Source organism: Mycolicibacter minnesotensis, assembly GCF_010731755.1.
Taxonomy (GTDB): Bacteria; Actinomycetota; Actinomycetes; order Mycobacteriales; family Mycobacteriaceae; genus Mycobacterium; species Mycobacterium minnesotense.
Map to the genome: position 1 here is coordinate 2,521,776 of NZ_AP022589.1, position 23,434 is coordinate 2,545,209.

The following is a 23,434-nucleotide window of genomic DNA, read 5'->3' on the forward strand; positions in this document are numbered from 1 at the left end:
CCCGGCAAGCAACGCCCGGAGGTGGAGGTGGCGCCCGTGGATCACGCCGGTACGCGTTGGAGCCGGTTGGTCATCCCCAGCTCACGTCCGCGATCGAACAGCAGCGGGTCGCCGTTGTGGTAGTACACGGTCGTGTCATTGCCGTAGACGGTCACGTCATTGACGATGGTGTCGGCGATCACGGTGTTCTGCGAGCCCTGGGTGGTCACCGCCCAACAGGTGCCCATCGCGTGGATGGTCAGGTTGGCGCCATTGATGAACAGCGTCCCACCGTCGCAGTCCAGTGTGTGGGTCTCGTGCACCCCATAGATATGGATGTCGCCGGGGACCGCGTGGGCGCCGGGCGCATTCCCCAGCGAACCCGCGACCAAACACAGCAGCGTCCCGGCCAGCGCAGTCCGCTTCATGTCCCCGTGCCCCTCTCGCCGGACGCAATGTCGACAAAGCTTACGTCGCATCTGCTGGCGCGTACTCGGGTTCCCCCACTAAGCGGTCGATTAGAGTTCCTTGCTGACCTGCTCCTCCATCTGCACCCTACGAAGGGCGTACGCCATGCCAGCTCGGCCAGACCCGCCCGCAGCGGGTGGCCGCCCGCGCGCCAACGGTAGGGCGGGAGCGCGTCCGGTGAAGCTGAGCCGGGAAGGCATCGTCAATGCGGCGCTGAACTTCTTGGACCGTGAGGGCTGGGACGCTCTGACCATCAACGCGCTGGCCACCCAGCTGGGTACCAAGGGCCCGTCGCTGTACAACCATGTGCACAGCCTGGGTGACCTGCGTCGCGCTATGCGCATGCGGGTGATCGAGGACATCCTGGAGATGCTGACCCAGGTCGGTCAGGGCCGCGAACGCGATGACGCCGTGCTGGTGATGGCCGGGGCCTATCGCAGCTACGCCCACCATCACCCGGGCCGGTACTCGGCTTTCACCCGGATGCCGCTGGGCGGTGACGACCCGGAGTACACCGCCGCGGCAACCCGGACCGCCGCCCCGGTCATCGAGGTGCTGATGTCCTACGGGCTCGAGGGTGAGCGGGCATTTCACGCGGCCTTGGAGTTCTGGGCCGCCATGCATGGTTTCGTTCTGCTGGAGATGACCGGCGTCATGGATGACGTGGACACCGATGCCGTCTTCGCCGATATGGTGCGCAGGCTGGCCTCCGCGATGGACAGCCGTACTGCTTAGCAGTGGGGTGCCTCGTTTGACGCGCTTTGACCTGCCGGAGTGCTGCCGGGTATTGTGGTAGCTCGTGCCTGGCCACCGAGGCGCGTTGGTGACATAACGCGCGCGCCTGGCCCAATTCGCATGTCCATTATGCAGCGGAGTAATCCGCAGCGGCCCATGCGACACGCCCGACCGCGGGGTAGCGGTGGGGCAGCGACTGCAGGATTTACAGAGTTTTGAACAGCGATACAGGAAGCCGGTAGATGCCAACCATTCAGCAGCTGGTCCGCAAGGGCCGCCGCGACAAGGTCGCCAAGGTCAAGACCGCGGCCCTCAAGGGCAGCCCGCAGCGTCGAGGTGTGTGCACCCGCGTGTACACCACGACCCCGAAGAAGCCGAACTCGGCGCTTCGGAAGGTGGCGCGTGTGAAGCTGACCAGCCAGGTGGAGGTGACGGCCTACATCCCGGGTGAGGGTCACAACCTGCAGGAGCACTCGATGGTGCTGGTGCGTGGTGGTCGTGTGAAGGACTTGCCGGGTGTTCGCTACAAGATCATCCGCGGCTCGCTGGACACCCAGGGAGTCAAGAACCGCAAGCAGGCCCGCAGCCGCTACGGCGCCAAGAAGGAGAAGAGCTGATGCCGCGCAAGGGCCCCGCACCCAAGCGTCCGCTGGTCAACGACCCCGTCTACGGGTCCCAGCTGGTCACGCAGTTGGTCAACAAGATCCTGCTGGACGGCAAGAAGTCGCTGGCTGAGCGCATCGTCTACGGCGCGCTCGAGCAGGCTCGGGACAAGACCGGTACCGACCCGGTTGTCACGCTCAAGCGTGCGCTGGACAACGTCAAGCCGGCCCTTGAGGTCCGCAGCCGCCGCGTCGGTGGCGCCACCTACCAGGTGCCGGTCGAGGTGCGGGCCGAGCGCTCCACCACGCTGGCGCTGCGCTGGCTGGTGAGCTTCTCTCGGGCACGCCGGGAGAAGACCATGGTCGAGCGCTTGGCCAACGAGATCCTCGACGCCAGCAATGGCCTCGGTGCAGCCGTGAAGCGGCGCGAAGACACCCACAAGATGGCCGAGGCCAACCGGGCCTTCGCGCACTACCGCTGGTGATCCTGCCGGCGTAATCCGCCGGGCACTCGCGACAACAAGCAATGTGACGTAACCGAAAGAGTGGGAAGACTGCTGTGGCACAGGACGTGCTGACTGACCTGAACAAGGTCCGCAACATCGGCATCATGGCGCACATCGATGCCGGTAAGACCACGACGACCGAGCGGATCCTGTACTACACCGGCGTCAACTACAAGATCGGTGAGACGCACGACGGTGCCTCCACGACCGACTGGATGGAGCAGGAGCAGGAGCGCGGCATCACCATCACCTCCGCCGCGGTGACCTGCTTCTGGAACAAGAACCAGATCAACATCATCGACACCCCGGGCCACGTCGACTTCACCGTCGAGGTGGAGCGCTCCCTGCGTGTTCTTGATGGCGCCGTTGCCGTGTTCGACGGCAAGGAGGGCGTGGAGCCGCAGTCCGAGCAGGTGTGGCGGCAGGCCGACAAGTACGACGTGCCCCGGATCTGCTTCGTCAACAAGATGGACAAGCTGGGCGCCGACTTCTACTTCACGGTGCGCACCATCGAAGAGCGCCTCGGTGCTCGTCCCCTGGTGATCCAGCTGCCGATCGGTGCGGAGAATGACTTCGAGGGCATCGTCGACCTGGTCGAGATGAACGCCAAGGTGTGGCGTGGCGAGACCAAGCTCGGTGAGACCTACGAGACCGTCGAGATCCCCGCCGACCTGGCCGACAAGGCAGCCGAGTATCGGACCGCCCTGCTCGAAGCCGTCGCCGAGAGTGACGAGGCTCTGCTGGAGAAGTACTTCGGCGGCGAGGAGCTCTCGATCGAGGAGATCAAGAGCGGTATCCGCAAGCTGACGGTCTCTTCTGAGCTCTACCCGGTGCTGTGCGGCAGCGCGTTCAAGAACAAGGGTGTCCAGCCGATGCTGGACGCGGTGATCGACTACCTGCCGTCGCCGCTGGACGTCGAGTCGGTGCAGGGCCACGTGCCCGGCAAGGAAGACGAGATCGTCAGCCGCAAGCCCAGCATCGACGAGCCGTTCTCGGCGCTGGCGTTCAAGATCGCGGTGCACCCCTTCTTCGGCAAGCTCACCTACGTTCGGGTGTACTCCGGCAAGGTGGAGTCCGGCGCCCAGGTGATCAACTCGACCAAGGGCAAGAAGGAACGGCTGGGCAAGCTGTTCCAGATGCACTCCAACAAGGAGAACCCGGTCGAGTCGGCGTCCGCGGGCCACATCTACGCGATGATCGGCCTCAAGGACACCACCACCGGCGACACCCTGTGCGACCCGGCCAACCAGATCGTGCTGGAGTCCATGACGTTCCCGGCTCCGGTCATCGAGGTGGCCATCGAGCCCAAGACCAAGAGCGACCAGGAGAAGCTGAGCCTGGCGATCCAGAAGCTGGCCGAAGAGGACCCGACCTTCAAGGTCCACCTCGACCAGGAGACCGGCCAGACCGTGATCGGCGGCATGGGCGAGCTGCACCTGGACATCCTGGTGGACCGGATGCGCCGCGAATTCAAGGTCGAGGCCAACGTCGGCAAGCCGCAGGTGGCCTACAAGGAGACCATCAAGCGCAAGGTCGACAAGGTCGAATACACCCACAAGAAGCAGACGGGTGGCTCCGGCCAGTTCGCCAAGGTCCTCATCTCCCTGGAGCCGTTCACCGGCGAAGACGGTGCGACCTACGAGTTCGAGAACAAGGTCACCGGTGGCCGCGTGCCCCGCGAGTACATCCCCGCGGTGGACGCAGGAGCGCAGGACGCCATGCAGTACGGCGTGCTGGCCGGCTACCCGCTGGTCAACCTGAAGGTCTGCCTCCTCGACGGTCAGTACCATGACGTCGACTCCTCCGAAATGGCATTCAAGGTTGCCGGCTCGCAGGCGCTGAAGAAGGCTGCCGCTGCCGCGCAGCCGGTGATCCTGGAACCGATCATGGCCGTTGAGGTCACCACGCCCGAGGACTACATGGGTGATGTGATCGGCGACCTGAACTCCCGCCGTGGTCAGATCCAGGCCATGGAGGAGCGCAGCGGTGCGCGCGTCGTCAAGGCGCAGGTGCCGCTGTCCGAGATGTTCGGCTATGTCGGCGACCTGCGGTCGAAGACCCAGGGCCGGGCGAACTACTCCATGGTTTTCGACTCCTACGCAGAAGTGCCGGCGCAGGTGGCGAAGGAGATCATCGCGAAGGCAACGGGCGAGTAAGTAGCTTCGCGCCCGTGCCGCTACGGTGGCACAAACCCAAATAGATCAATCCTGCTGGTAACCCAGCACCAACAAGTCCAGGAGGACAAGAAGTGGCGAAGGCGAAGTTCGAGCGGACGAAGCCGCACGTCAACATCGGGACCATCGGTCACGTTGACCACGGCAAGACCACGCTGACCGCGGCTATCACCAAGGTTCTGCACGACAAGTACCCGAACCTGAACGAGTCGCGTGCGTTTGACCAGATCGACAACGCTCCCGAAGAGCGTCAGCGCGGTATCACCATCAACATCTCCCACGTGGAGTACCAGACCGAGAAGCGGCACTACGCCCACGTCGACGCGCCTGGCCACGCCGACTACATCAAGAACATGATCACCGGTGCCGCCCAGATGGACGGCGCGATCCTGGTGGTGGCGGCCACTGACGGCCCGATGCCGCAGACGCGTGAGCACGTGCTGCTGGCCCGTCAGGTCGGTGTGCCCTACATCCTGGTGGCGCTGAACAAGTCGGACATGGTCGACGACGAGGAACTCCTCGAGCTCGTCGAGCTGGAGGTCCGTGAGCTGCTGGGTGCCCAGGAGTTCGACGAGGAGGCCCCCGTGGTTCGGGTGTCGGCCCTCAAGGCGCTCGAGGGTGACGAGAAGTGGGTCAAGTCCGTCGAGGACCTGATGGACGCCGTCGACGAGTCCATCCCGGACCCGGTCCGCGAGACCGACAAGCCGTTCCTGATGCCGGTTGAGGACGTGTTCACGATCACCGGTCGTGGCACCGTGGTCACCGGTCGTGTCGAGCGTGGCGTGATCAACGTCAACGAGGAGGTCGAGATCGTCGGCATCCGCACCGACGTCACCAAGACCACCGTCACCGGTGTTGAGATGTTCCGCAAGCTGCTGGACCAGGGTCAGGCCGGCGACAACGTCGGTCTGCTGATCCGCGGTATCAAGCGTGAGGACGTCGAGCGTGGCCAGGTTGTGGTCAAGCCCGGCACCACCACCCCGCACACCGAGTTCGAGGGCCAGGCCTACATCCTGTCCAAGGACGAGGGTGGTCGCCACACGCCGTTCTTCAACAACTACCGGCCGCAGTTCTACTTCCGCACCACCGACGTGACCGGTGTGGTGACGCTGCCGGAGGGCACCGAGATGGTGATGCCCGGTGACAACACCGAGATGCTGGTCAAGCTGATCCAGCCGGTCGCCATGGACGAGGGTCTGCGGTTCGCCATCCGTGAGGGTGGTCGTACCGTCGGCGCCGGCCGGGTCGTCAAGATCATCAAGTAGTTTCCTCAATCGGTGTCGCCGGGTTCGCCCGGCCCACCGGAGGCGAGAGCCCCCTTCCCCGCGCGGGAAGGGGGCTTTCGTATTTGCCGGCCAGACTCCGCGGCGGCGATATTCTGTCGCACATGGTGTGGCGCTACCTGAAGGCACAGCTGCTGGTCTTGCTGTTCGGCGGGCTGGTGGGGCCCATCTTCTTGATCTGCTACCTGGCCTTCGGCAAGCTGGCAGGACTGGAATGGATGCTCTACTGGGGCATTCTGGTCACCTGTGTGGATGTGGTGGCCGCGTTGCTGTGGGCCGGCTACGGTGCGAAGGTCGCGGGGCGGCAACAATATCTCGAGCTGCACGGCGTGTTGGCCCTGGCGCAGGTGAGCGCCATTCATGAGACCGGAACCCGGGTCAACAACCAGCCGCTGGTCAAACTCGACCTGCACATCGAAGGGCCAGGTCTGGCGCCATTCGACGCCCAAGATCGTGTGCTGGCCACCCTGAACCGGCTGCCGCTGATCTCTGGGCGCAAGCTAGCTGTCCTGGTCGACCCGGCTACCAACGACCACCACATCGACTGGCAGCGCAGCGCCCTGCTGAGCGGCGCGGTGCCCGCGCGGTTCACCCTCGCCGAGGACAACCGGACCTACGATCTGGCCGGCCAGGTCGAACCCCTCCTGGAAATTCTGCAGATTCTGCGATCGCACGGCATTGCGGTGCAGGGTGACCTCGACATTCGCTCGGATCCGGCGGTGCGCCAACAGGTCGCCGCGGTGGTCCGCCGGGCCGCCGAACAGAGTGCCGGCGCCGCGGGGGGAGGCGTCGTAGCGCCGCGATCGGCGGGCGAGCGCCTGCAGGAATTGGAGGCCCTACGCACGCAGGGAGCCGTCACCGATGAGGAATACCGGCAGAAAAGCCAACAGATCATCGCCGATCTGTGACGGTTTGCGATCAGTAGAACACGTTCTAGATCGAGCTGTTAGCCTCGTCAGGTGAGCGAGAGCCAAAACCACAACTTGCAGGGCAAAGTGGCCTTTGTCACCGGTGCGGCGCGCGGCCAGGGCCGTTCGCATGCGATTCGGTTGGCGGCCGCAGGAGCCGACATCATCGCCACCGACATCTGTGGCCCGGCATCGGAGGCCATCACCTACCCGCCGGCCACACCCGACGATTTCGCCGAGATGATCAGTGCTGTGGAGGCCCAGGGCCGCAAGGTGCTGGCCCGGCCGGTGGACGTGCGTGACGACGAGGGACTGCGCAAGCTGGTCGACGACGGTGTCGAACAGTTCGGTCGGCTCGATGTGGTGGTGGCCAACGCCGGCGTGCTCAGCTGGGGCCGGCTGTGGGAGCTCACCGATGAGCAGTGGAACACCGTCATCGACGTGAACCTGACCGGCACCTGGCGCACCATTCGCGCCGCGGTGCCGGCGATGATCGAGGCCGACAACGGCGGCTCGATCGTGATCGTCAGCTCCTCGGCCGGATTGAAGGCCACCCCCGGCAACGGCCACTACGCGGCAAGCAAGCATGCCCTGGTGGGGCTGACCAACACGCTGGCTCTGGAAGTCGGTGCCTACCGCATCCGGGTCAACTCGATTCACCCCTACTCGGTGGACACCCCGATGATCGAGCCCCAGGTGATGGCCAAGATCTTCACCGAGCGACCCGATTACTTGCACGCGTTCCCCCCGATGCCGCTGCACCCGCAGACCTTCATGACGTCGGATCAGGTCTCCGACGTGGTGGTTTGGTTGGCCGGTGATGGCTCTGGAATCCTGACGGGAGTCCAGATTCCGGTCGACAAGGGTGCGCTGAAGTACTGATCGCCCTGGCCGGAAGAACAGGGGGATTGTGGTGTCCGACAACGGGATCGTCATCGTCGGTGGAGGCCTCGCGGCTGTCCGCACGGCGGAGGAATTGCGGCGTGAGGAATACGCGGGACCGGTGACCATCGTCTCCGACGAGACCCGCCTGCCGTATGACCGGCCACCGCTGACCAAAGAAGTGCTGCGCGGTGACCGTGATGACACCACCTTGGAGCCCCCGGAGTTCTACGCCACCCACGACATCAGCCTGCGGCTGGGTTGCGGGGCGCGCAGCGTCGACACCACGGCCCAGACGGTCACCCTGGCCGACGGCAGCGTGCTCGGCTATGCGCAGCTGGTGATTGCCACCGGGCTGGTGCCGCGGCGTATTCCGAGCTTCGGTGATCTGGGGGGCGTCCGGGTGGTCCGGTCGTTCGACGACAGCCTGGCGCTGCGGAGCGACGCTGCCGCAGCCTCAAGGGCGGTGGTGGTCGGTGCCGGATTCATCGGATGCGAGGCGGCGGCCAGCCTGCGCAAACTCGGCGTGGACGTGGTGCTGGTCGAACCGCAACCCACCCCGTTGGCATCGGTGCTCGGCGAGCAGATCGGCGAGCTGGTGACGAGGCTGCATCGGGCCAACGGTGTCGACGTGCGCACCGGCGTCGGAGTGGCCGAGGTCCGCGGTACGGGACGTGTCGAGACCGTCGTCCTGAGCGACGGCACTGAGCTGGCTGCCGACGTGGTGGTGCTGGGTGTGGGCTCAAGGCCGGCGACCGAGTGGCTGGAAGACACCGGTGTCGAGCTCGACGGAGTTGATCGGGGGGTGCTCTGCGATGCCACCGGGCGCACCAGTGCACCGAACGTGTGGGCCGTGGGTGATGTGGCCTTCTGGCGGGGCCGCGACGGCCATCAGGTACGTGTCGAGCACTGGAGCAATGTGGTCACCCAGGTCCGGGTGATGGTGCCCACCATGCTGGGCAAGGAGTCCCTGCATGATGTGGCGGTGCCCAGCTACTTCTGGAGCGACCAGTACGACGTGAAGATCCAGTGCCTGGGCGAGCCGGAAGCCACCGACACCGTGCACCTGGTCGAGGACGACGGCCACAAGTTCCTGGCCTATTACGAGCGCAACGGTGTGCTGGCCGGGGTGGTCGGCGCGGGCCGGCCCGGCAAGGTGATGGGTGTGCGGGCCAAGATCGCAGCAGGCGCGCCCATTTCCGAGCTGCTCGCTCCTTAGCGCCCCGTCACCGCCCCAAGGTGGTGGTGAAATTGCAGCAAGGGTCGTGGATTTCGGGAATGCACAGCCCTAGCTGCGATCTCGGGTGAACGCTATTCTCAGGCTGACATGGGATACGCGGATTCGCTTTTCGACCTGACCGACCGGGTGGTGCTGGTCACCGGCGGCAGCCGAGGGCTGGGCCGTGAGATGGCGTTGGCAGCCGCCCGATGCGGCGCCGATGTGTTGATCGCCAGCCGCAAGTTCGAGGCCTGCCAGGCCACCGCCGCAGCGATCGAAGCCGCCACCGGGCGCTGCGCCATGCCCTACGCCGTGCACGTCGGACGCTGGGATCAGCTCGACGGATTGGTCGCGGCGGCCTACGACCGATTCGGCCGGGTGGACGTCTTGGTCAACAACGCGGGCATGTCACCGGTCTACGGCAACCAGTCCGAGGTCACCGAGAAGATGTTCGACGCGGTGGTGAACCTCAACCTCAAGGGACCCTTTCGGCTGTCGGCGTTGATCGGTGAGCGGATGGTGGCCGCGGGCCGGGGGTCGATCATCAATGTCAGCTCGCACGGCTCGCTGCGCCCGCACCCGTCCTTCATCCCGTACGCCGCGTCCAAGGCCGGCCTCAACGCCATGACCGAGGCGCTGGCCCAGGCCTTCGGGCCGACCGTGCGGGTCAACACGCTGATGCCCGGCCCGTTCTTGACCGACATCTCCACAGCGTGGGATTTCGCCGAAGACGCCAACCTCTTCGGCGACGCGGCATTGGGCCGGGCCGGGAATCCGCCGGAGATCGTCGGCGCCGCGCTGTTTCTGATGTCGGACGCCTCCAGCTACACCACCGGCTCGATCGTGCGGGTGGACGGCGGCAGCGTCTGACCCCTGGCGTGACGCCGATCAGGGCACTGGCGCTAGGTTGTCGACTATGCGTGCTTATCTCAGTACTGGCGTTCGATGGAGCTGCGCCTGATGCGCGCGATCGTCTGCGAGCACTACGGCCCACCGGAAGACCTGGTACTCCAAGAGCTTCCGGACCCCACGCCGGGGCCCGGCACCCTCGTGGTTCGGGTGCGCGCCGCGGCGGTCAATTTCCCCGACGTGCTACTGATCGATGGCAAATATCAGCTGAAGATCCCGGCGCCGTTCACGCCCGGCAGTGAACTGGCCGGTGACGTGATCGCCGTGGGCGACGGGGTGCCCTTCGCCCCTGGAGACCGGGTGGTCGGTACGTCCTTCGTGGGCGGCTTCGCCGAGCAGGCACTGGTGCCGGCCGCGGCAGTGACACGAATTCCGGAGGGCGTCGACTACGCGGCTGCGGCCGGATTCGGCATCACCTACCGAACCGCTTACCACGCACTGCGTTCCGTCGCCCGCATCACCGAAGGGGATTGGGTGGTGGTGCTGGGCGCCGCAGGTGGTGTGGGCCTGGCCGCCGTGGACCTGGGTGTGGCGATGGGCGCCAAAGTGCTTGCCGCGGCGTCGAGTCCGGAGAAGCTCGACGTGTGTCGCGAGCGCGGCGCAGCGGCGACGGTGGACTACGACCGGGAAGATCTCAAAACGCGGATCCGCGAAATCACCGGCGACGGGGCGCAGGCGGTACTGGACCCCGTCGGCGGTTCCTACGCGGAACCGGCGCTACGCAGTCTGGCCCGCGGGGGGCGCTTCGTCACCCTCGGTTACGCCGCCGGGGCGATCCCGGCGATTCCGCTGAACCTGGTGATGCTCAAGGGAATCACGGTGCAGGGCATGGAGATCCGGACCTTTGCGACCGACTACCCCGCCGAGAACGAGCGTGACCTGGCCGAACTGCAGCGAATGTTCGCCGACGGCGAGGTCAGCCCCTACATCGGTGCCCGGTTCCCGCTCGCCGAGGCTGCGGCCGCAGTGCGCTACGTCGCCGACCGCAAGGCGGTCGGCAAGGTGATCATCGACGTCTGACCCAGACCAAGGTGTTGTGCGTCGTCACGCCGTCATTGGTGGCCGACGCCGAGAGGGTCAGCCGGTCACCGTCGACCCGGGCGTGGCGCAACTGCGGTCGGGCCAGCAGCTCGGGCAACATCGAGACGCTCACCTCGTGGTGCACGGTGGCGGTTTCCTCCTCGACACGAAAGCGGCCGCCGTAGGCGATGTAGGTGGGTAGGGCCGCATCGGAGCTGCCGGCCAGTTGCGCCGACATGTAGCCGTCGGCGGTGTAGAGGATCAGGCCGCGTGGCGCCGTGCCGAAGGGGTGTGACACCGCGCCGGAGTCGATGTCGACCGAGTCGCACGACGATAGTTCCCAGCCGCCCAGGAGCGCTTCGCGTAATCCCGCGGGCTCATCTGACGTGTTCGGCATCGACGGCGTCCCCATTCCCTGGTCCGGCGGAAATCCTCACTCTAGGCGTTCTGTTCAGCAGGGCAGGACGGCGCTTGGCGGCGACGGCAATGGGTTGTGCGATCTGGTACGCCACGTTACCGTGGGCGGTACTCCTGTGTACCACTGCGACGAGAAGGTGTGGACGTGGCCCTAGCGACCAGCGATCCCGTACGGATGCCGCCGGAGGTACCCATCCCGAAACCGCTGGCGGCCCTGGCATTTCTGACCGTTCGCAAGCAGGTGATCCGGGCGCTGGGACGTCGTTACGGTGGCGCGTTCTCGGTGCGCCTGCCGATCGTCGGGCACGCCGTGGTGATCAGCGATCCGGCACTGATCAAAGACCTTTTCACTACTAAGAGCGAGCTGGTCTTTCGGGCATCCAACTTGGGTTCGGTGCTGGGTCCGGGTTCCACCTTCAGCCTGCAGGGGGCCGACCATCTCCGGCGGCGCAAGCTGCTGGTACCGCCCTTCCATGGCAAGCGAATGACCGGCTACGAGTCGATCGTCGAAGAAGAGGTGCTGCGCGAGACCGCGACGTGGCCGCAAGGGCGTGAGTTCGCCACCCAGCCCTCGATGATGCGCATTACGCTCAACGTGATCTTGCGGGCGGTCTTCGGCGCGCAGGGCGCCGAATTCGACGAACTGCGCCGATTGCTGCCTCCGATGGTGACTTTGGGCTCGCGGTTGGCGATGCTGCCGCCCCGGGCTCGTCGGATTCCCGGTCGACGCAGCCTGGGCGGCCGTTACGAGGCCTACCGACGGCGATACGACGAGCTGATCTCGCAACTGATAGCCCAGGCGCGTCAGGCTCCCGACTTTGTCGAGCGAAGTGACGTGCTGTCGTTGCTCTTGACGGCGCGCTACGACGACGGGCAGCCGATCAGCGACGCGCACATCGCCGATGAACTGTTGACGCTGTTGGCCGCCGGTCACGAGACGACGGCGACCACGCTGGCGTGGGCGGTCGAGCGACTTCGGCGCCACCCGGAGGTATTACAACGTCTGGTCGCTGAAACCGATGCGGGTGGATCGGAGCTGTTGCAGGCCGTGGTGTGGGAAGTGCAGCGGACCCGCCCGGTGGTCGAGGGGACCGGACGCGTCACGCGTCAGCGGATCGCATTGGGCCCGTGGGTGATTCCCGAACGGCGTGTGGTGGTGGTCAGCTTCGGATTGACACATTCCGCGGAGGGAAACTTCGCGCATGCCGACACGTTCGACCCCGACCGTTTCGTGGGGAGCCCGCCCGACACGGCAATGTGGATCCCTTACGGCGGTGGTGTGAACCGTTGTGTGGGAGCGGCATTCGCCAACATGGAAATGCTCGTCACGCTGCGTACCCTGCTGCGCCAGTTCGACTTCGTACCCACCGGCGCCAAGGGTGAGCGCAACCATTCCCGAGGAGTGACCACCGCGGCCGGACGCGGCGGTCGAGCCGTGGTCCGTCGACGTGACACCGGCGGGCCGGCAGATGCGCCCGCCGGACTCGAAGGGGTGCCGGCGGCACGCTGAGGCCGCGCCGCGTGAGGTCGGTAGCCTGGCTAGACAGTCTGAGCAACCGGAGAGGCATCGCCATGGCGCGTACGGACAGTGACAGCTGGGATTTGGCCACCAGCGTAGGGGCGACCGCGACCATGGTGGCCGCGCAGCGCGCCCTGGCCTCGACGGGGCCGGACAAGCTCATCGACGACCCCTGGGCGGCTCCGCTGGTGCGCGCGGTGGGCATCGATTTCTTCACCCGGATGGTCGACGGCGACATTCCGGTGGTCGAAGGCGGCGAGTTCGACCCGATCCGGATGGGCCACGGCATGGGCGTGCGGACCCGATTCTTCGACGAGCACTTCCTGTCGGCGGCCCGCGACGGCGTGCGCCAGGCGGTCATCTTGGCCTCGGGGCTCGATTCCCGGGCCTACCGGCTGGACTGGCCGGCGGGAACCGTGGTCTACGAGGTCGACCTTCCCGACGTGATCGACTTCAAGACCACCACCCTGCGTGACCTGGGCGCCGAGCCGACAGCCGAGCGCCACACCGTCGCCATCGATCTGCGCGACGATTGGCCTGCCGCGCTGCGTGCCGCGGGCTTCGACCCGCAGGCGCCGACGGTGTGGAGCGCCGAGGGCCTGCTCATCTACCTACAGCCCGACGCCCAAGACGCGCTGTTCGACACCCTCAGATCGCTGAGCGCGCCGGGCAGCCGGGTGGCCTGTGAGTTCATCGGCGACACCTCGGTGTTCGCCAGCCCGGCGTGGCGTGAGCATCGGGAGAAGATGTCGGCGCTGGGGGCCGACGTGGAAGTCGGTGACTTGGTGTATCACGGCGAGCGGAACCACATCGTGGAGTACTTGACCGCCGCCGGCTGGACGGTGTCAGGCCGCGGTGTTGCTGAGCTCTATGCCGATTACGGCCTGGAGTACGGCGATGACGAGCTGGCGTTGGCGTTCGCCGACATGACCTACCTGAGTGCCGTTCTGCCGAGCTGATTCCCGGGCCCTAGAAGCCCTAGGGCGTCGCCAGCTCTGCCATCACCGGCCCGTCAAACAGTGCGTCGAGCGGGTTGCCCGTACCGTCCCATCCCAGCGCCTGGGCGATGGTGTGGCCGAGGTCGATCAGTGAGCCCAACGGACCCGATTCGGACCCGACCATGTTGATAGGCAGTCCGCAACCGCCCGTGATGGGGATGGTGAACGAACAGATCAGGCCGGAGACGCTGCCGAAGATCGATCCGCCATCACTGAGCAGGCCGGACAGCTCGAGTTCCAGTGACCGGATCGAGATGACCGGCAGGTCGAGATCTTGCGCCAGTGAGGTCAGGTCCAGCGGGCCGGCACCGTTGAGGAATCCGTCGAGCATGTGCGCGGGGATGTTGAGGGTTTCGGTGAGCGCTCCCAGCCAGTCGCTGTCGCGAAGCGCGTCGACGATGTCGCCGATACTGCCGGAGAGTTCGACCCAGGGGCTGGCCACGGCGCCCGCCACACCGATGAGCCAGCCACTGAGATCTGTGGTGGAGAAATCCAACAGCCACTGACCCAGCTCGGGGTTCTCCGGCACGATCGTGCTCATCAAGGCGCTCAGGGAGTAGTAGGCCAGCGTTTGGACCTGGTCCAGGGAGCTGAGATCGGGTTGGTCGAACGGCGCATTGAGACCCGCGACCAGGTTGTCCCACATCTGTCCGACGATGGTGAAGATGTCCGCCGGATTGTGCAGAAAGTCCTGCAGGAAGCCGATCTGGTTCGTCACCACCTGTTGCAGGATCGGCAGCGGCGCGGTGATCAGCTCGGTGCCGAGATTGACGGCGTTGGTGAACGCACGATCCAGGACCTCGGCCCACAGCGTGAAGAAATCGGATTCAGCGGCAAGCTGCACGGCCGGCGGGGGAATGCTCGGCACCGGGGCGGCCGGAGCGGCCGCGATCAGACCGACTCCGATGGCCGTCAGGCCGGCGGTGATGAGGGGGCGAGTGGTGAGGTCCATGGCGTCTCCTAGGCCGAACGAACCAGGCTGTGATTATTATAACTAATTCCTAGATCGTAGCTGTGACGGGCCCGTGAATCGCCAACTTCGTGGGATCCGGTCGACCTTTCTGGCGCGCATGCGCGAATCAGGCGTTGATCGCGGCGTTGGGCCATGGGCGCCGACGTGATTCGCGTCATGTTTTGCGAACCGCTCACGCGGCGGCGAGCCGATCGACGCATCGACGGGCCGAACCGGCGGCGATGCGCCTATTGGCCTGCGTGGTGCCCCCAGCAGGGCTCGAACCTGCGACCTGCGGATTAAAAGTCCGTAGCTCTACCAACTGAGCTATAGGGGCCGTGCTGGAACAGAATACTGCCTGCCCGTCCGCGCCGAAGGGGGGCCGGGTTTGAGGATTCGGGCCGCCGTGCCCTAAGCTAGCGAAGCTCCCAACGTGAAGCGTTGTGAGTGCCTCGAAGAGATTCGGTTCTGGCCCCCATCGTCTAGTGGCCTAGGACGCCGCCCTTTCACGGCGGTAGCACGGGTTCGAATCCCGTTGGGGGTACTCGCAAGCGGCGGCAACGTCGGGAGTGAATCAGTACAAGCAAGGCCCTGTGGCGCAGTTGGTTAGCGCGCCGCCCTGTCACGGCGGAGGTCGCGGGTTCAAGTCCCGTCAGGGTCGCTCTATGCGGCGAGGCACCTGGTGCCTTCCGGCCAGGTAGCTCAGTTGGTACGAGCGTCCGCCTGAAAAGCGGAAGGTCGCCGGTTCGATCCCGGCCCTGGCCACCATTCTTTACCTGCATCGACACGGGTCTTGCACTCGGTTGTCAGTCTTCTTTGTCCGGTTCTTGTCCGGTCTTCGGTGTGTGAATCTCGTTCGCGTGGAGCTGATCGAGGTTAGTTGCAACCTGGTCGAGTTCGTCGGCATAGAGGTCGCTGTAGATGTTCGCGGTCACCGTCGGCGTCGAGTGGCCCATGGTCTTCTGGACGTATCTCAGGTCGGCGCCGGATTTTCGGGCGAGGCTGGCGTAGGTGTGCCGTAGATCATGGATGGTTAACGGAGCCAGTTCTGTCTTTTTGAGGGCCTTGTTCCAGTGGGTGTGTCGACGCCAGTTGTTGGAGCGCAGCATCGCGCCATTGGGTGAGGTGACTGCGGGTTCGTCAGGTTCCCGCCCGGTGATATGCCCCTTGAAGATGTCGACGACGACTTGGGGGAGCGGAACCGTTCGGATGCCGGCCCGGGTCTTGGGCGGCCCGATGACGATGCGGCCTTCGACCTCCGGTGCGGCCCGCCGGACGTAGAGGCGGCGGGCGGTCAGGTCGATGTCCTTGACGCGGAGGCCGACAAGTTCGGACCAGCGCAGGCCGGTGTAGGCCAAGATGGTCACTACGTCGCCCTGATCGCCACATGCGACGGCGAGCGTCTGCACTTCTTGTGCGGTCAGATATCGGTGCCGTTCCCGCTCGGGAATGCGGCCCGCCGAGACACTCAGGGCGGGGTTGCGGTGAATTCGGCCGTCCTGTTGGGCAACGTCAAGGATTGACCGCAGCAGACGCAGCGTTGACACCTTCGCCCACGGCCCGACCGTCAGGCCGTCGACGAACGCCTGGACCTCAGCGCGGGTGATCTCATCAACGGGCACGTGACCGAACCGTGGTCTGATGCGCAGTTCCCAGTGCTGGGTGTAGCCGCTCCAGGTCTTCGGCGACACCGCCGGCTTCTTGGATTCGGAGAATTGTGTCCAGATTCGCTGCAGTGGTGTGCGGCCCAGGCGCGGGTCGAACCGACGAGCGCCGAGTGCGGCCTCGTTGTCACGTTCGGATTTGAATGCCTTCGCCTCGCGCAGCGTCGGGAATGTCGCGGACGTCTCGACCCAGCCTGACGGCGCGTCGGGATCGCGGATCAGGTAGCGGACTTGGTAGCGGGGCTCCCCGGCAGCGTTGAGGCGCTTTCGGATGCCTCGCGGGGTGTTGCCGGCCATCAGCGCTGCAGTCCCTTGAGCCACTTACAGACCTCGGTGCTATCCCAGCGGCGCACCCGATCCGACAAGGTGTAGCAGGGCGGGCCGACCTGTTGACCAGTGGTTTCCCGGACAGAAGCCCAGCGATTCAGTGTGGCCGTAGATACGCCGAGCAGTGCCGAAACATGTTCGGCGGTTAACAGTTCCGGGAAAGCCCCGGATGCGATGAGCGCATCTCGGACACCGTTTCCGCGTGTCATCATGGGGGTCATTCCTTCCCGGCGTTGGGCGGTTGGTATTTGCTTGCGGTGTCGCGGATTTGGTCGTCAGTCCAGTAGTGGGCGCGGACTTTCATGACGGCTCCGTCTTCAGCGATGGCATAGCCGGTGCCGGGTTGGTTGGGGGGGATGCGGTGAGCGGGCGCTTTATCGGCCGTACCCTCGCCGAGGACCATGTTCACTTCGTCGCGTGAGCGCAGCCGTAGGGCGATGGTTTGGGTAAAGAGCCCGCGCATCGGCAGGACCTCCTTGCGGGGGTCTTGCAGGAACGCGGCCACGACGATCCCCAATCCTGCGGCCTTCGACAGGATTAGATTCAGCGAGGCGTTAGCCTGCTTTTTCAATGCCGCATCGGACATGTAGTTCGTCAGTGTGGACAGCTCATCAATGATCAGAACCACCAGCGGTGACCCGGTGCTGGGGGTGTGGTTGCGGGCGCTATCTTTCATCCTCAGGCCGCGCTGCTCCATGAGTCTCTCTAGTTCAGCGAGTGTTTTCACTGCGTCTGCTTCGGTGGTGACCATCCGCGTGAACAGCTTTTTGCTGGGTGCCAGTTCGATCCCGTATTTCAAATCGATGCCGACCAGGCGCACCAGACCGGCGTGCACCGCGGGGCCGAGCCCGCACACAATGCCCTGAACGAGCGAGCCCTTCCCGGACCGGGAAGAACCCACCACCATGGTGTGACGTTGAGCGATCGGCAGCACCCACGGGGAACCGTTCTCGCAGCGCCCTAGCCGTACACTGGTTGTCGAGACCGCCGGCACCACCGAGGCTCTTGAAGCTGCTGGCGCAGTCGGTGAAGCCGGGGCGGTGGGGGCGTGGATTACTGTTGAGAGGTGTTCGCGCATCACGAATTCCATGCGCACCGTGCCCGGAGCCACCACCGTGGCGCGGGCCGAATGAGCTCCGGCCGCGTCGCGGATTGCGGGTACAGCTGATTCCAGGTCATCGACGGTCTGTCCGACACGGGTACGCACCGTGGCATACAGGCAGGTGTCCGAGGATTGGACTTTCAACAGGGTGGGGTGTGTCCAAACCGTGGTGGTGATGGGATTGCCTTCGCTGTCCTTCTTGGTGATCTGCTCGGAGACAGACAACCCGCAGCGCTTGGCGATATGTGACCAGCGACTTCGTAGCCACCACCGCCAGCGGGCACGGCGCAACGGGCCAGCGAGGTACTGCTCGAAACTGCCCGCGTTCGAGTGTTTCCACCATGTCAGGGCGATCAATGCGAATCCGGCGGTCGCGGCCAGCCAGATTCCGATCATCGTGACCAAGTGGATGAGGTCCACGCCGCCGCTAGGGTAGTAGGAGTAGTCAGGGAGTTGCGGCACGCTGGGGTAGGGGTAGTCCGGTGTCATGCCGACACCGCCGATCCACCACGAGTACTCGACGCGGACGACTTGCCAGCAGCGCTCATGCCGGTCGCACGAAACGACCACGCGATGCGCCCAAATTCCCCTACCCGCTCGATATACGGCAACACTGTCAGTTCCTCGAAAACAACAGGAGTAAAAGGCATCCCGCTTTCATTGGATGGCGGAACGGGCTGGACAGCAGCCGCGAACTTCACAGTGACTGTTCGTGCTCGTTTGGATGCGGCGCGGTCGCCATCGAGCACTTCCACTTGCCACAACGGCAGAGACGTCCCCTTGTCGGCTGCCTGCACCCGGTTCTCACCGCTAGAGCGGTCGTAGTCGATCACGGGCGTCACGTCCGATACCAGGAATGCGCCCTGGGCGAACGCCTGATTGTGGGTCATCTCAATCCACCTGGGTATTGCCATCGCGGGCTCCTTGCCTTCGTAGATCGGGCTAGGCTGCCTAGCCATGTTTGCAAAGATAGCATAGGCTGCCCAGGCGGCCTAGTCCGCTTTGGTTGGCTAGGCCGCCTGGGTTGCCTATGCTTGCTGGCTATGAAGCTTGACCCCAATGACACGCGTCCGCCGTATAAGCAGGTCGAAACGATCCTGCGGGCGGCAATTCTGACTCGTGAGTATGAGCCGGGCGAGAAATTGCCTTCCGGACAGCAACTGGCCCAGCGATACGGCGTGGCGCGTATGACCGTTCAGCAAGCGATACGGGCCCTGCGCGAAGAGGGCTTGGTGGTCTCGCGCACGGGCAGTGGCGTATACGTACGCGAACGTACGGAGCGACCGGTCGGCCTTCGCCCACACGTCGAGCGCGCCTTCGCGGCAGAGCGCGTCGCTATTGATTTCTTCGGTTTCACTGGAGAGACGTTGCGCGGTGCGCTACAGGAACCGCTGGACAAAGTTCGAGCAGGCAGGCTGACCCCGCGCAGTGTGACAATCCGATGCTTGGTGCCCGATTCAACAGTGCCTTGGTCGCTGCCGTGTGACCCGGACACAGGAAGGGATGTGCCGGCCTTTCGTGACCGTCACGCCAAGATGACCAGCGGGCACATTGATGCGATCAGGGACAACCTCGCCGAACTGGACCGTCTTGGGTTGTTGGACGAGGCGACATGCACTGTCCGAGTTCAAGACAACAGCCCGTTGTTCAAGCTCTATCTACTCAACGAGCGTGAGGCATTTTTCGGATTCTACCCACCCGAGCCGCGTTCGCACCGGATCGACGGCAAGACTTATAAGGTGCTTGATCTGATGGGCAAAGACACCGTTCTGTTCCACCATGAAGCCAACGACGATGCTGATTCCCTTGGCACGCAATATGTCCGAGAATGCTCCCGGTGGTTCGGTGCCATGTGGGATCGAGTCGGCCGTGACGCTCCCTGATGAGCTACCGCGCTCAGGCCTTCCTTGTCGACTTCGACGGCCCAATCTGCTCGGTATTCGACGGCTATCCAGCGGCTGATGCGGCACGGGAATTGGCTTCCGGGGTAACGCCACCGCTTGCTGATGCCACTAACGACCCACTTGAAGTCCTTCGTAACGCACCTTCCGATCAGGCTGAGGCCGCGGACGCCAAGCTTTGCGACATCGAACTGCATGCCGTTGAAACCTCCAAACCCAATCCCGAGTTCCGGGAGCTACTCAAGATCATTGGCGACCGACCATGGGCTGTCGTCAGCAACAACAGTGCGGGGGCAGTCCGCTCTTATCTCCAGCGGATCCATCCTGAATCTGCTCGCGTGCCTGTTCTCGGCAGGCCGTACGCACGTCCTGATCTGATGAAGCCCAATCCGTACTTGCTGTTTGAAGCGCTCGCAGTTCTGTCGGTATCTGCGGATGCAGCCCAATTCATCGGCGACTCAGTGTCTGACATCGAAGCCGGCCAGCGCGCAGGCGTTCACACCATCGGCTATGCGAATAAACCAGGCAAGGCCGCCCAGCTTGCTGAAGCAGGCGCTAATGAGGTTGCAGTGCAGGGGAATTCGTGGTGGCGATCTCTATAGGTGTCCGATTTTAGGGCCGGCGGTATCTGCAATCCGCGTTAGGGCAGTGCTCGATTGCTGACGTGCCATCTGGGTGTATTTCCCCCTGCCAATCTGGGTAGAAAATTCCGTCGAGAAAGGCATTTTTGGGCCAGTTGTCAGTCGACTCTTTTTGCGACTTTTGTTGAATCCCAAGGCGTTTTCGGACGTGTTTGGACTCGCAAGGGGCTACTGCTGCCTGAAAAGCGTCGCGTGGGAGATCACCGTCTCGCCAACAACTTCCGCAAGCCTCACTGGTACTGCATTTCCGATGAGCCGACCCAGTACGCTGAAACGCACAGCCTCGTCGGGTCGGACGAACTTGTACTTCGGCGGGAACGTCTGCAAGATGGCGGCCTCGCGTAGGGAGATGGCGCGATCCTGCGCGGGGTGACCGAATCGCCCATTCCCGTAGCCAAAACACTGGGTAGTGATCGTCGGGCTTGCTTCATCCCAGGACATCCGCCCGTATACGCTTGGATAGGTCCAGCCCGTGCTCTTTCGGTGACATGCGGCCTGCAATTCGACAGGCCAATCGCGCCACGTGCCTCCAGGCTTCGAGTGACGTATCCGTTCCAGATTCGTGTTGGTCAATCTCGATGCGACGTGCAACCGGTCCTTCGGGTCGGCCTCGCCGGCCCTAATTGGTCGAAGGCGGCCAATTGCTTGCCTGACGGTCTTCACTCGGTGCTCATCTTGGGGGAGCGCGAGGCCATAAGCGCCGAGCTTCGAGGCAATGAGGACTAGTCGCTTCCTTGTCTGCGGAATGCCAACGCGGGTAGCTTGAACGACGGACCACTCGATTTTGTAGTTTTCGAGGTTCCCAAGGAACCGCTCGAAGACGGGGTGGTCGAGCAACTGCGGAACGTTTTCCATCGTCACTAGATCCGGCTGGACTTCGCTTACTATCTGGCCGAAGGCTTCGACTAGTTGCCAGTCATCTCCACCCCTCTTGCTTCGACCGGATCGGCTGTAAGTGGAAAACGGCTGGCACGGTGCGCACCCGGCGATCATGCTCAGGGCGGCACCGTCAATCATGGCGGCTACCTCTGCTGCGGTGAGTTCATTAACGTCGCCTTCTATGAACTCGGCCGTGTTGTTTGCCTCGTATGGATACCTGCATGCAGGATCGATATCGATCCCAGCCACGACCTCGATACCCGCCTTCGCTAGTCCATGTGTGAGGCCGCCAACGCCACAGAACAGGTCGATGGCTCGAATGGTCGGGCTGTTCGCCTTTTTTGTCATGACGTGGTCACCGCCTCTTTCTTGGCGATCTCACCTTCGACATAGTTCACGAAACATGTGACGGCTTCCCGCAGGTAGTCTCCAATTGCAGATGCAATTCCCTTGAGCTCAGCAACGGTCACGCCATCGCTACAGTCGACGAACGACAAGGAGCCGTGAGCAAGCCCGTTGCGCCGATTCTTGACGAGCTTCAACGCGCCCATGTCGTCTCGTACGTGGCGCTTGGCGGCCTGGAAGACGCTGGGAGAAATATTTAGACCGCACCCCACGCGTTCGCACATCTTCTCTATGGACAAGTCATCCCAGTTGCCTCCCCCGCCCGGCTCGATTCTGAAGTCTTTGACGGGAATCTGTTGCAACAACTGCTCGCACATGTCGAGTGCCGCATCGAGTCGCTTATCGGGACCTAGGTCACTGTGAGTGCGTGCTATGGAGCGTACCCACTCAGTCCTGAGTTCAAGGCTCAGTTCGCTCGGGCGACGCTCCGCCTCTTCAATTGCCGCAACCACTGATTCAAGGCATCGGAGCACGGTGGCCTCTACCAGGTTGTAAAGCTGGAGGTACAGACTCGAATTGAGAATCTTTTTCTGATCAGGAGTGATCGAGGCGTCGGTACCGCGGAACCGCGGGGCCCCCGCGCGGGCTGCGTCCTCCACGTTCTGCAGAAACAACAAGTAGGTCTCAATTTCCGCGTAGCGTTCTTCAAAAAATGGCGCTAGGTTAATCGATGCCATTCTCCACCAGCTTGTTTTTTACGAAATCAATACGTCCTCGGAGGCGGGCAATTGCGTTCGCGCCATCGGAACTAGTAATCGTTTTGAACTCGGGAAGATTGATCCACGAGGCGACATTGACTTCGAGGGCAGTGCGGCCGACCAGTTCTGGGCTTTCAGCCAAGGCGCGATCAACGCCGATTGCGATAGACTCGAACCGTGCCCGAGGCGTTGCTTCGCTATTTGCAGTCTTCCGGAATCCCAACGGAAAATTCTGGGAGATAAAGTTGAGGACGGTGTTGAACCGTTCGCGATATTTTTCCGGCAAATCTGGTTCCGCTGCAAACGCCGCATTCATTTTCTTTGAATAAGAAAAGAGGAAGTCGGCAGGCCTGTCTTTGTAGTCTTCGAGGCCATCGCCGTACGCAAATAGTCGGGTAACGAGTTCCTCGTAGCCACGTTCTCGTTTAACGCTCTTAGACAGGGGTGCAAGTTGAGCTAGGAGTGGGGTGTTGGCTAGTTCTGTCACCAAGTTAAGGAACGGGCCTTTCAGTGCTCCTCGCCGTATCTCCGCATTTTTGGCGTGCTTGCTGCCCGTGTTAATGCGCTCGAACATGTCGAGTCGTGCTGCTTCGTCGGCATGTTCGTTTAGGACAATGCCGCGAACGGAGCGGTTCTTTATCTTGCGTTGTCTTGATTCGGGAAGGTCGTCAAATCGAAATCCTGAAAGATGTGTCAGAGGGTCAAGCTCGCCGAGTTCGAGCCCACCGTATATGAATTCATGAATAGTCCGGAGTCGCTGAGAGCCGTCCACGATTTCGAGCCGACCATCTGGCATTTCCCAGAAGAAAATGAAAGGGATGGGAAGGCCCATGATCAACGATTCGATGAAGCGCCATTTGCGGCGCTCTTCCCATACGTATTCTCGCTGATAGTCGGGAACGACATATTCGCCATCACGAACTTTTTGAGCAAGCAACTCAACCGAGTATTCCGTGAGGAAGAAGTCAATTCGCTTAGATTGTGCAACAATTTGCTCCTCGGCGAGTTTCACTTGTTCAACAGTGGGTCTCTCCTTGGGTCGCGGCATCACCCCACCTCCTCTACGTTCGTCATCTTCGACGGTGAGCTCGCATTAGGCTACCGGGGTTCCCCAGCTAGCCGTAGTTGGTCATCGGCGGACGTCGCCGGATGACGCGGAATCCAGCCCTCGTTTGTGCCTGCCGAGGGTATAGGTCGGTTGTGACATAGGCCTACGCGCGGCCGCGCCTACTTAGGCAGGTATGGA

At 63.5% G+C, this 23,434-nt stretch carries 24 protein-coding genes and 4 tRNA genes; 17 read left to right on the forward strand and 11 right to left on the reverse strand.

Going from position 1 to position 23,434, the window contains the following annotated elements:
* Positions 1–41: 41 nt before the first annotated feature.
* Positions 42–407, reverse strand: a complete 366-nt coding sequence (locus tag G6N09_RS11650) for a DUF3060 domain-containing protein (RefSeq protein ID WP_083027769.1) — start codon at positions 405–407, stop codon at positions 42–44.
* 145 nt (positions 408–552) lie between these two features.
* On the opposite strand from G6N09_RS11650, the gene G6N09_RS11655 reads away from it, so the two are divergent.
* The 10 genes from G6N09_RS11655 (at position 553) to G6N09_RS11700 (ending at position 10,685) form a co-directional block, all read left to right on the forward strand.
* Positions 553–1,182: a TetR/AcrR family transcriptional regulator gene (locus G6N09_RS11655; protein WP_083027768.1), complete on the forward strand. Its 630-nt coding sequence runs from the start codon at positions 553–555 to the stop codon at positions 1,180–1,182.
* 242 nt (positions 1,183–1,424) lie between these two features.
* Complete coding sequence (gene rpsL, locus G6N09_RS11660; protein WP_007767794.1) at positions 1,425–1,799, forward strand: 30S ribosomal protein S12; 375 nt, start codon at positions 1,425–1,427, stop codon at positions 1,797–1,799.
* Positions 1,799–2,269, forward strand: a complete 471-nt coding sequence (gene rpsG, locus G6N09_RS11665; RefSeq protein WP_046189605.1) for a 30S ribosomal protein S7 — start codon at positions 1,799–1,801, stop codon at positions 2,267–2,269. The genes rpsL and rpsG overlap by 1 nt, the downstream gene beginning before the upstream one ends.
* A gap of 125 nt (positions 2,270–2,394) precedes the next feature.
* Positions 2,395–4,446 carry an elongation factor G gene (fusA, locus tag G6N09_RS11670; protein WP_234807112.1) on the forward strand — a complete coding sequence of 684 codons (2,052 nt, stop codon included), beginning with the start codon at positions 2,395–2,397 and terminating at the stop codon, positions 4,444–4,446.
* A 92-nt stretch (positions 4,447–4,538) separates the two neighbouring features.
* The gene (gene tuf / locus G6N09_RS11675) at positions 4,539–5,729 is read left to right on the forward strand and encodes an elongation factor Tu (RefSeq protein WP_083027766.1); all 1,191 of its coding nucleotides are present in this window, start codon (positions 4,539–4,541) and stop codon (positions 5,727–5,729) included.
* Between the two features lie 122 nt (positions 5,730–5,851).
* Entirely contained in the window at positions 5,852–6,655 is an 804-nt protein-coding gene (locus tag G6N09_RS11680; protein WP_083027765.1) for an SHOCT domain-containing protein, read from the forward strand.
* A 51-nt stretch (positions 6,656–6,706) separates the two neighbouring features.
* Entirely contained in the window at positions 6,707–7,537 is an 831-nt protein-coding gene (locus tag G6N09_RS11685) for a mycofactocin-coupled SDR family oxidoreductase (protein ID WP_083027764.1), read from the forward strand.
* A 28-nt stretch (positions 7,538–7,565) separates the two neighbouring features.
* Entirely contained in the window at positions 7,566–8,756 is a 1,191-nt protein-coding gene (locus tag G6N09_RS11690) for an NAD(P)/FAD-dependent oxidoreductase (protein ID WP_083027763.1), read from the forward strand.
* Between the two features lie 108 nt (positions 8,757–8,864).
* Complete coding sequence (locus G6N09_RS11695; protein ID WP_083027762.1) at positions 8,865–9,626, forward strand: SDR family NAD(P)-dependent oxidoreductase; 762 nt, start codon at positions 8,865–8,867, stop codon at positions 9,624–9,626.
* A gap of 90 nt (positions 9,627–9,716) precedes the next feature.
* Complete coding sequence (locus tag G6N09_RS11700; protein WP_083027783.1) at positions 9,717–10,685, forward strand: NADPH:quinone oxidoreductase family protein; 969 nt, start codon at positions 9,717–9,719, stop codon at positions 10,683–10,685.
* Here G6N09_RS11700 and G6N09_RS11705 read toward each other — a convergent pair.
* Positions 10,672–11,082 (reverse strand): lipocalin-like domain-containing protein, encoded by a 411-nt coding sequence (locus G6N09_RS11705; RefSeq protein ID WP_083027761.1) that lies wholly within the window; start codon positions 11,080–11,082, stop codon positions 10,672–10,674. The two genes, G6N09_RS11700 and G6N09_RS11705, sit on opposite strands and share 14 nt — an antisense overlap.
* A gap of 165 nt (positions 11,083–11,247) precedes the next feature.
* On the opposite strand from G6N09_RS11705, the gene G6N09_RS11710 reads away from it, so the two are divergent.
* Both G6N09_RS11710 and G6N09_RS11715 read left to right on the forward strand, forming a co-directional pair.
* The gene (locus G6N09_RS11710) at positions 11,248–12,612 is read left to right on the forward strand and encodes a cytochrome P450 (protein WP_083027782.1); all 1,365 of its coding nucleotides are present in this window, start codon (positions 11,248–11,250) and stop codon (positions 12,610–12,612) included.
* A 62-nt stretch (positions 12,613–12,674) separates the two neighbouring features.
* On the forward strand, positions 12,675–13,580 hold the full coding sequence (locus G6N09_RS11715) for a class I SAM-dependent methyltransferase (protein WP_083027760.1): 906 nt from the start codon (positions 12,675–12,677) through the stop codon (positions 13,578–13,580).
* A 19-nt stretch (positions 13,581–13,599) separates the two neighbouring features.
* Here the strand turns inward: G6N09_RS11715 and gjpA are convergent, their stop codons facing one another.
* Together gjpA and G6N09_RS11725 are read right to left on the reverse strand one after the other, a co-directional pair.
* Positions 13,600–14,571 carry an outer membrane porin GjpA gene (gjpA, locus tag G6N09_RS11720; RefSeq protein ID WP_083027759.1) on the reverse strand — a complete coding sequence of 324 codons (972 nt, stop codon included), beginning with the start codon at positions 14,569–14,571 and terminating at the stop codon, positions 13,600–13,602.
* Positions 14,572–14,832: 261 nt separating this feature from the next.
* Positions 14,833–14,908 (reverse strand) — tRNA-Lys (locus G6N09_RS11725).
* Positions 14,909–15,042: 134 nt separating this feature from the next.
* Between G6N09_RS11725 and G6N09_RS11730 the strand changes: the two genes are divergently transcribed.
* The 3 genes from G6N09_RS11730 (at position 15,043) to G6N09_RS11740 (ending at position 15,339) form a co-directional block, all read left to right on the forward strand.
* Positions 15,043–15,115 (forward strand) — tRNA-Glu (locus tag G6N09_RS11730).
* Positions 15,116–15,158: 43 nt separating this feature from the next.
* Positions 15,159–15,232: transfer RNA gene (locus G6N09_RS11735), tRNA-Asp, on the forward strand.
* Positions 15,233–15,262: 30 nt separating this feature from the next.
* A tRNA-Phe gene (locus G6N09_RS11740) sits at positions 15,263–15,339 on the forward strand.
* Between the two features lie 38 nt (positions 15,340–15,377).
* Here G6N09_RS11740 and G6N09_RS11745 read toward each other — a convergent pair.
* Genes G6N09_RS11745 through G6N09_RS11760 form a run of 4 tightly spaced genes read right to left on the reverse strand, consistent with a single transcriptional unit; the run spans position 15,378 to position 18,578 of the window.
* Positions 15,378–16,532 carry a tyrosine-type recombinase/integrase gene (locus tag G6N09_RS11745; protein WP_083027758.1) on the reverse strand — a complete coding sequence of 385 codons (1,155 nt, stop codon included), beginning with the start codon at positions 16,530–16,532 and terminating at the stop codon, positions 15,378–15,380.
* Positions 16,532–16,771, reverse strand: a complete 240-nt coding sequence (locus G6N09_RS20055) for a helix-turn-helix transcriptional regulator (RefSeq protein WP_407662693.1) — start codon at positions 16,769–16,771, stop codon at positions 16,532–16,534. Before G6N09_RS20055 ends, G6N09_RS11745 begins: the two co-directional genes overlap by 1 nt.
* Positions 16,772–16,779: 8 nt before the next feature.
* The gene (locus G6N09_RS11755; protein WP_083027757.1) at positions 16,780–18,153 is read right to left on the reverse strand and encodes an FtsK/SpoIIIE domain-containing protein; all 1,374 of its coding nucleotides are present in this window, start codon (positions 18,151–18,153) and stop codon (positions 16,780–16,782) included.
* Positions 18,150–18,578, reverse strand: a complete 429-nt coding sequence (locus tag G6N09_RS11760) for a plasmid replication, integration and excision activator (RefSeq protein ID WP_083027780.1) — start codon at positions 18,576–18,578, stop codon at positions 18,150–18,152. Before G6N09_RS11760 ends, G6N09_RS11755 begins: the two co-directional genes overlap by 4 nt.
* 129 nt (positions 18,579–18,707) lie before the next feature.
* Between G6N09_RS11760 and G6N09_RS11765 the strand changes: the two genes are divergently transcribed.
* On the forward strand, positions 18,708–19,547 hold the full coding sequence (locus tag G6N09_RS11765) for a GntR family transcriptional regulator (protein WP_083027756.1): 840 nt from the start codon (positions 18,708–18,710) through the stop codon (positions 19,545–19,547).
* Entirely contained in the window at positions 19,547–20,167 is a 621-nt protein-coding gene (locus tag G6N09_RS11770; protein WP_083027755.1) for an HAD family hydrolase, read from the forward strand. Before G6N09_RS11765 ends, G6N09_RS11770 begins: the two co-directional genes overlap by 1 nt.
* A 207-nt stretch (positions 20,168–20,374) precedes the next feature.
* Here the strand turns inward: G6N09_RS11770 and G6N09_RS11775 are convergent, their stop codons facing one another.
* From G6N09_RS11775 to G6N09_RS11785, 3 genes are read right to left on the reverse strand one after another with little or no spacing between them, the layout of a single operon-like run.
* The gene (locus G6N09_RS11775; protein ID WP_083027754.1) at positions 20,375–21,433 is read right to left on the reverse strand and encodes a DNA cytosine methyltransferase; all 1,059 of its coding nucleotides are present in this window, start codon (positions 21,431–21,433) and stop codon (positions 20,375–20,377) included.
* A complete protein-coding gene (locus tag G6N09_RS11780; protein WP_083027753.1) occupies positions 21,430–22,167 on the reverse strand; it encodes an MAE_28990/MAE_18760 family HEPN-like nuclease in 738 nt (245 codons plus the stop codon). The genes G6N09_RS11775 and G6N09_RS11780 overlap by 4 nt, the downstream gene beginning before the upstream one ends.
* Positions 22,154–23,236 carry a DUF262 domain-containing protein gene (locus tag G6N09_RS11785; RefSeq protein WP_083027779.1) on the reverse strand — a complete coding sequence of 361 codons (1,083 nt, stop codon included), beginning with the start codon at positions 23,234–23,236 and terminating at the stop codon, positions 22,154–22,156. The genes G6N09_RS11780 and G6N09_RS11785 overlap by 14 nt, the downstream gene beginning before the upstream one ends.
* Positions 23,237–23,434: the final 198 nt, after the last annotated feature.

Coding starts and splice junctions, on each gene's coding strand:
- G6N09_RS11680 (WP_083027765.1), top strand. CDS start 5,852: ATGGTGTGGCGCTACCTGAAGGCACAGCTGCTGGTCTTGCTGTTCGGC.
- G6N09_RS11785 (WP_083027779.1), bottom strand. CDS start 23,236: ATGCCGCGACCCAAGGAGAGACCCACTGTTGAACAAGTGAAACTCGCC.
- G6N09_RS11655 (WP_083027768.1), top strand. CDS start 553: ATGCCAGCTCGGCCAGACCCGCCCGCAGCGGGTGGCCGCCCGCGCGCC.
- G6N09_RS20055 (WP_407662693.1), bottom strand. CDS start 16,771: ATGACACGCGGAAACGGTGTCCGAGATGCGCTCATCGCATCCGGGGCT.
- G6N09_RS11705 (WP_083027761.1), bottom strand. CDS start 11,082: ATGCCGAACACGTCAGATGAGCCCGCGGGATTACGCGAAGCGCTCCTG.
- G6N09_RS11715 (WP_083027760.1), top strand. CDS start 12,675: ATGGCGCGTACGGACAGTGACAGCTGGGATTTGGCCACCAGCGTAGGG.
- G6N09_RS11700 (WP_083027783.1), top strand. CDS start 9,717: ATGCGCGCGATCGTCTGCGAGCACTACGGCCCACCGGAAGACCTGGTA.
- fusA (WP_234807112.1), top strand. CDS start 2,395: ATGGCGCACATCGATGCCGGTAAGACCACGACGACCGAGCGGATCCTG.
- G6N09_RS11760 (WP_083027780.1), bottom strand. CDS start 18,578: ATGGCAATACCCAGGTGGATTGAGATGACCCACAATCAGGCGTTCGCC.
- G6N09_RS11770 (WP_083027755.1), top strand. CDS start 19,547: ATGAGCTACCGCGCTCAGGCCTTCCTTGTCGACTTCGACGGCCCAATC.
- G6N09_RS11765 (WP_083027756.1), top strand. CDS start 18,708: ATGAAGCTTGACCCCAATGACACGCGTCCGCCGTATAAGCAGGTCGAA.
- G6N09_RS11695 (WP_083027762.1), top strand. CDS start 8,865: ATGGGATACGCGGATTCGCTTTTCGACCTGACCGACCGGGTGGTGCTG.
- G6N09_RS11780 (WP_083027753.1), bottom strand. CDS start 22,167: ATGGCATCGATTAACCTAGCGCCATTTTTTGAAGAACGCTACGCGGAA.
- rpsL (WP_007767794.1), top strand. CDS start 1,425: ATGCCAACCATTCAGCAGCTGGTCCGCAAGGGCCGCCGCGACAAGGTC.
- G6N09_RS11755 (WP_083027757.1), bottom strand. CDS start 18,153: ATGACACCGGACTACCCCTACCCCAGCGTGCCGCAACTCCCTGACTAC.
- G6N09_RS11650 (WP_083027769.1), bottom strand. CDS start 407: ATGAAGCGGACTGCGCTGGCCGGGACGCTGCTGTGTTTGGTCGCGGGT.
- G6N09_RS11775 (WP_083027754.1), bottom strand. CDS start 21,433: ATGACAAAAAAGGCGAACAGCCCGACCATTCGAGCCATCGACCTGTTC.
- rpsG (WP_046189605.1), top strand. CDS start 1,799: ATGCCGCGCAAGGGCCCCGCACCCAAGCGTCCGCTGGTCAACGACCCC.
- G6N09_RS11745 (WP_083027758.1), bottom strand. CDS start 16,532: ATGGCCGGCAACACCCCGCGAGGCATCCGAAAGCGCCTCAACGCTGCC.
- gjpA (WP_083027759.1), bottom strand. CDS start 14,571: ATGGACCTCACCACTCGCCCCCTCATCACCGCCGGCCTGACGGCCATC.